The sequence below is a fragment of the Sphingorhabdus sp. genome (genome assembly GCF_029865925.1).
Classification (GTDB): Bacteria; Pseudomonadota; Alphaproteobacteria; order Sphingomonadales; family Sphingomonadaceae; genus Sphingorhabdus_B.
This window is the reverse complement of record NZ_JARXAI010000037.1, coordinates 1-5,364: the sequence shown is the minus strand read 5'-3', so window position 1 is coordinate 5,364 and position 5,364 is coordinate 1. Positions and strand designations below refer to the sequence as shown.

At 58.1% G+C, this 5,364-nt stretch carries 4 protein-coding genes, 1 tRNA gene and 1 pseudogene; 1 reads left to right on the top strand and 5 read right to left on the bottom strand.

Annotated elements, in window-relative coordinates; translation table 11 throughout:
• From QE270_RS03620 to QE270_RS03610, 3 genes are all read right to left on the bottom strand, one after another.
• The coding region (locus QE270_RS03620) for a TonB-dependent receptor (protein WP_300035293.1) at nt 1–1,739 on the bottom strand (1,739 nt) is incomplete at its 3' end.
• Nucleotides 1,740–2,209: 470 nt separating this feature from the next.
• Entirely contained in the window at nt 2,210–2,632 is a 423-nt protein-coding gene (locus QE270_RS03615) for a helix-turn-helix domain-containing protein (protein ID WP_300035290.1), read from the bottom strand.
• Nucleotides 2,633–2,952: 320 nt separating this feature from the next.
• Nucleotides 2,953–3,042 (bottom strand) — tRNA-Ser (locus tag QE270_RS03610).
• Nucleotides 3,043–3,121: 79 nt separating this feature from the next.
• Here QE270_RS03610 and QE270_RS03605 point away from each other — a divergent pair.
• A complete protein-coding gene (locus QE270_RS03605) occupies nt 3,122–4,042 on the top strand; it encodes a peptidylprolyl isomerase (protein WP_300035287.1) in 921 nt (306 codons plus the stop codon).
• A 57-nt stretch (nt 4,043–4,099) separates the two neighbouring features.
• Here the strand turns inward: QE270_RS03605 and QE270_RS03600 are convergent, their stop codons facing one another.
• On the bottom strand, nt 4,100–4,912 hold the full coding sequence (locus tag QE270_RS03600) for a hypothetical protein (RefSeq protein WP_300035284.1): 813 nt from the start codon (nt 4,910–4,912) through the stop codon (nt 4,100–4,102).
• A 77-nt stretch (nt 4,913–4,989) separates the two neighbouring features.
• Nucleotides 4,990–5,364 (bottom strand): annotated as a pseudogene (locus QE270_RS03595) (uroporphyrinogen-III synthase); the annotation flags it as partial.

Here is a 5,364-nt window from a genome sequence, read left to right as displayed (position 1 = left end):
GTCCCATTCAGGCGCAGGCGCCCGCCGGCCCAACTGGTCTTTGTGCCGATTTCGTAGTTAGTCAGCGTTTCGGCATCATAGGGCGACGCGGTCGGGCGGCGGTTGATCCCGCCCGGTCGGAAACCGGTTGACCAGGTGGCGTATAGCAGCTTGCCTTGGGTCGGGCGCCAGTTGACATTAAGCTTGTGGCGAAAACCCGATCCACGCGCACCGGCGTCGATGTTGTCGCACGGCCTTTGGGTGCCGTAGATACCGACGGTATCAGGAAGACAGCCCGCTTCGCCGACTTCCGACCGGTCGGCATTGTAGCCGAAGAAGCCCACAACATCGTTGTTGTAGCGGTATAGGCGCACGCCGCCGGTTGCTGTGAGCTCGGGCAGGATGTCATAGCTTAACTCGGCGAAGGCGGCATAGTCGCGGTCAACTCGGAACTGAATGTTGGCGTAATTAACCCCCGGCTGGCCGGTAATCGACTGGCTGTCGGCTAGGTCCTTCACCTTGTAGAGGTTGGTCCAGTCGTTGGTCTGGCGCTGATAAAAGAGGCCGGCAACAATCCGTAGTGGATCCGAGGCGGGCGAGACGAGGCGCAGCTCGTGGCTCTGCTTGGTGAATTTTTCGAACTGGGTCGTGATCTGGCTCGGGTCGATCAGCTCGCCCGCGTTGTTGATAAACTGGTCCCCGAAATAGTCAGGCGTCTCGGCGAAGTAGCTGTCATAGAAGAATGCATAGTCGGAATAGTCGGCGGTGTAGGAGACGCTGCGCTCGAGATAGGCGCCGGCGTAGGTGACGTCGAGGCGGCTGATCTTACCTTCAATCACGAGCGCGGCTTGGGCCCAGCGGTCACGGATGGTGTCGGGCGTGTAGCGGACATTCTCTAGGTCGCCAACTGCTGGACGGAAGGCGAAGGTACCGTCGGCGGTGCGGCGTTGGGCCATCACGCTGGGAGTGATAGTCCAGTTATCGTCGAGGTCGATGCCGAGCGCAGCGCGACCGCCGGTGGTGTCGACCCGGTTCTGGTCGTTACCGCGAAAGCTGCTGTTGTCGCGGACGACGCCCGAGGTCGGGAATACCAAGTCGGGTTCGTTAGCGACATTGTCGACGTAGCCGGCGTCGCGCACATTGAAGCCAACGATGCGGAGTGCGATGTTGTCGGTGATAGGCACGTTGGCGAAGCCCTCAGCCGAGCCCCCAAACCCGCCCTTAGCTAAGCTGCTGCCCTCGAGATCTAAGCCGCCCTCGAACACCCCTTGGCGGGGCTTGTTGGTAATGATCCGGAGGGTTCCGGCCTCGGAGCTGGCGCCGAACAGGGTGCCTTGCGGCCCGGCGAGGGCTTCAACACGGGCGATGTCGTAGATGTGGACGTCGAGCACCGCGCCGATGGTGGTGACGGGCTGCTCGTCGAGATAGACGCCTACGGTCGGCAGGGAGCCCGTGGACAACCGGTTGCCGTTGGAGAGGCCGCGGAAGAAGACTTCGGCTTGCCCGGGGCCGAAGCTTGTGTAAGACAGGCTGGGGAGGAACCGAGCATAGTCGTCGAAACGCGAGATGCCCCGCTCGGCGAGCGATCGGGTGTCAAGAACCTGCAGGCTGACTGGCACGTCTTGGAGGTTTTCCGTGCGCTTCTGGGCGGTGACGACGATGTCGGCGGCGACAGCATATTCCGTGCCGATTACCTCTTGGGCCTGGACTGGGGTAACCACGGAAAACATGATCAATCCAAGTGTGACTTTGCTTTCCATCTGAACCATCACTCCCGCGTGTTTTCGACACTAAGTGGAGTAACGCTGCTTTATGACAATTTCGCGGTGATTGAAGTGCATTGGACTTATTGCTTAAACCCCACAGGCGATTAGGATTAGTTGATAACAGAGTTATCAAACGCCAATCCATTCCATTCTCCGGCTTCAATATCAAAGACCGTTTGTTCGTGAACTGAATTGTAAAATTCCCCAGGCTCAGCGTCGAATGTCAGAATGCTTAGCCACACTGTCAGCTTTTCGGAGCACCCAGATAAAAGCGGACAGTCCGCTGCCGGCCCAGCATACGCCATAAAGCGAACGTCTGGTTTTAGCTTTACCGTTCCGAAAACTGCCAGTCTCGAGACCACCTAGTTTCAACCGTTTACTGAGCTTTGTGCATGCACCGGAAGCCGACATAATGTGAGTGCACGCCTGTTCCATTTCTGGGAAGCGGAAGTAAGACAGCCGTTTTACTCGTTAGCAGCAGGCTTTTGTATTCGCAGAACGCCAGCAGCAAGGATTTCCCCAATCTCAGTCAGCCTCCCTTCCGCCGTCATGGTGCTCGGGTCCGGATGCCCCTGCCCCCATCGGACCCGCGGCTGCGGCTGGGGGTAAAGCTCCGCAACGAGATTGGGCTTCTTTGCTAGCAGTGCGAGTAGTACCTTGGCTGGCCCAGGCGGCTGACGGCGGCCTTGCTCCCAGTTTATCAGGGTACCCTCTGGGACACCAATGCTGGCGGCGAAGGCACTTTGCGATAAGCCAGTCCTGCGCCTGATTGCGGCCACACTGATAGTTGGAATTTCGCAGCGGTGACTGGTGGCGCTTCGACTGCCTGTCTCCGAGAAGGTAACTATGACCTTCAGTTCATTTTTGGGCTTTTGTTGGCGTTTCATCACCACTGGCTATTTTTCGATCAGGGCTACGTCAATGGCGTAGGCCACCACATCCAGCTAGATTTGCTTACCGACCGAACCTCGGCTTAAAAGGTTTGGTCGATAAAAATGTCGGATTTCCGGGGCTTTCGCCTTCTACACATTGCTTGGAGTTTGTGATGCTCTCGGTAGGCGGTCGATTTTTCCAACTCATGGGTGGTCAGCGGGTAAATAGCAGTGAAGAGCTGATCCACAAAAAATGACGTAAATTCAATGCTTTCTGATGGTCGTGCCTAATGATCCAAGTTGCTAGAGACAGTTTGTTTCGCAACTCGGTGCGTTGGCGGAGACGGTGGGATTCGAACCCACGATAGAGTCACCCCTATACACACTTTCCAGGCGTGCGCCTTCGACCACTCGGCCACGTCTCCGCATTCCCCTTAGGGACGCACGCCCCTAGCCGCTCCTTTGCGCTTTCGCAAGGCACAGTGATTTGCCATAACCCTATCGATGAAAAGAAATCTGTCCCTGTTCGCCAGCGCCGCGATGTGCGCCGCATTCCCCGTTTCTGCGCAAGAGGTCAAAACCCACCCTGCGCCGTCGGAAATTATGGCTTCGGCCAAGGCTGGAGAGTGGGTGGCCATTGCGCCATCCGACCTGATGGTCATGGATCTTGCGCCCGATTCGAAAGGCAAGCCGCGCCGCGTCGTCATTCAACTAATCCCTGCACCGTTCAGCCAGGGTTGGGTCAGCAATATCCGCAAGCTGGCAGCGGCTAGATTTTGGGACGGCGCAAGCATCAACCGCGTACAGGACAATTATGTCGCACAATGGGGCGATGCGACCGAGAAGAAGGCTTTGCCCGAGGGTCTGGCAACTGTGGGGCCGAAGAATTACATCACGCCTAACTGGCCCGGTAAGGTCTGGAGTTTTGCAGGGGCCGACGGAGGGCGCGACGCCTATGCTGCTGCCCACGGGTTCTACGTTGGTTGGCCGTTAGCGGCAAGCAGTGAAGGGCTTTGGCCAATCCATTGCTACGGCATGGTCGGCGTTGGCCGAAACCTCTCACCAGACACCGGCAGCGGAGATGAGCTTTATACCGTCATTGGTCATGCGCCGCGACATCTAGACCGGAACATCGCGCTTGTGGGCCGCGTCATCGAAGGCATTGAGCATATGTCCAGCCTGCCGCGCGGCACTGGTGCGCTGGGCTTTTACGAAAAAGAGGAAGAGCGCGTGCCGATTCTTTCGGTGCGGCTAGGCAATGAGACAAAGGACGTGCCCGCCTTTGAATATCTCTCCACCGACAGCGACAGCTTTGCGGCTTATGCCGACGCGCGCGCCAATCGGCGCGATCCGTTTTTCAATGTGCCGGCGGGCGGCGCGGACATTTGCAACATTCCGGTCCCGGTCAGGCGCAAGATAAGATAAAGTTCAAGGGCGATCGCGGGCCACCCGCTGCTGACTGGGACCAAGCTTTAGAAACGTTCAGAGCGGGCCTTGCGACGCCTTGGGCGCAGGTGCCTCGGTTGCCGTTGGTACGGCCATGGGCACGACCACCGGACGGATCAATGCCATTTGCTCCAGCCGGTCGAGCGCCTTGCGCGCATCGGTGTAGCGTTTTGCCCGGACCATCCAGGACTGCGCGGCAGGTGCGCCAGGCATGGCCGCAACTTCCTGCATGGCGGCGGCCATTTTGCCACCTTCGACAAGTGCCTGTGCCCGAACCAACCGCTGCTCCGGCGCCAGCGCAGCAACGCCATCGCGACGCAGAACAAAAAGCTGGGATAGCTCGTGCGTCATCATCGCCCAGACACCATCCTCGCGCTTACCGCTTATCAACTCGGGCGCAAGACCGCCTAACTCAGTTTGTAAATTTGCGATCGTGACGGGGGCCTTCGCTGCTGAAATAACAGCTCGAACGGCTTGTGGCTGAGTTGCGCCAAAACGCAGCCGAAGTTGTTCAGCCAAATATCCCAAAGGCGCGCCATTATCGAGCGTTCGGCGCACGGCATAGGTCAGCAACAGCCCTTCACCCCGCAGCGCGTCACTCGAGATGACGGAATCCGTCACATAAACCGGCACGACCTGACCCTCAACCTGTGCAGTCATGCCTGCAGCCGAAGGGGACACAGGCGCCACATTCGCTGCCGATGGTGGGCTATTGTTGCCGTCTGCCTCCACTGCATCGGTCGCGCCGGGCGCCGTCAATATGCCAAAAGAATCGGCAAGCCACCATGTCGCAATGGCGCCACTCGCAAAGGCGAACAGAAGAAGGAGCATGATGTACTTGAATTTCATCTTTCTGCGCGAAGCAGTCTGTGCGGATTGTACCATTGGAAAATCGCTCATGTTGGTCCTTCGATAGCCGCGTTCCGTTAAGATGCGCAATGCGCCATTTCAAAATGCCTCTTAATTGCATCAAGCAATGCTGCGTCATTCGGCGTGTCTGCAACGATCATTGACGCCCAACCCACACCAGCCGACAGCGCAATCCCAGTTGAGAATGTCGCGAGCGTAATGGCGCCGCGGTGCAGTTCCAACGCATCGCAAAGGCCCGCAAAATGCGTTGCAGCGCGGGACGAATGCAGGATGACTAGGTCGCTTTGGGCTACCTTGCTCGCGAAGTCATCTGGCGTGCTGACTGCTGCGCTTCGGTAGACGATTTCGATATCAATACTGACCCCGTTTAACTGTGGGATAGCAGTGTAGTCCTCGCCCGCGAGCCATAACAGACGCTTGTGGCCATCCGC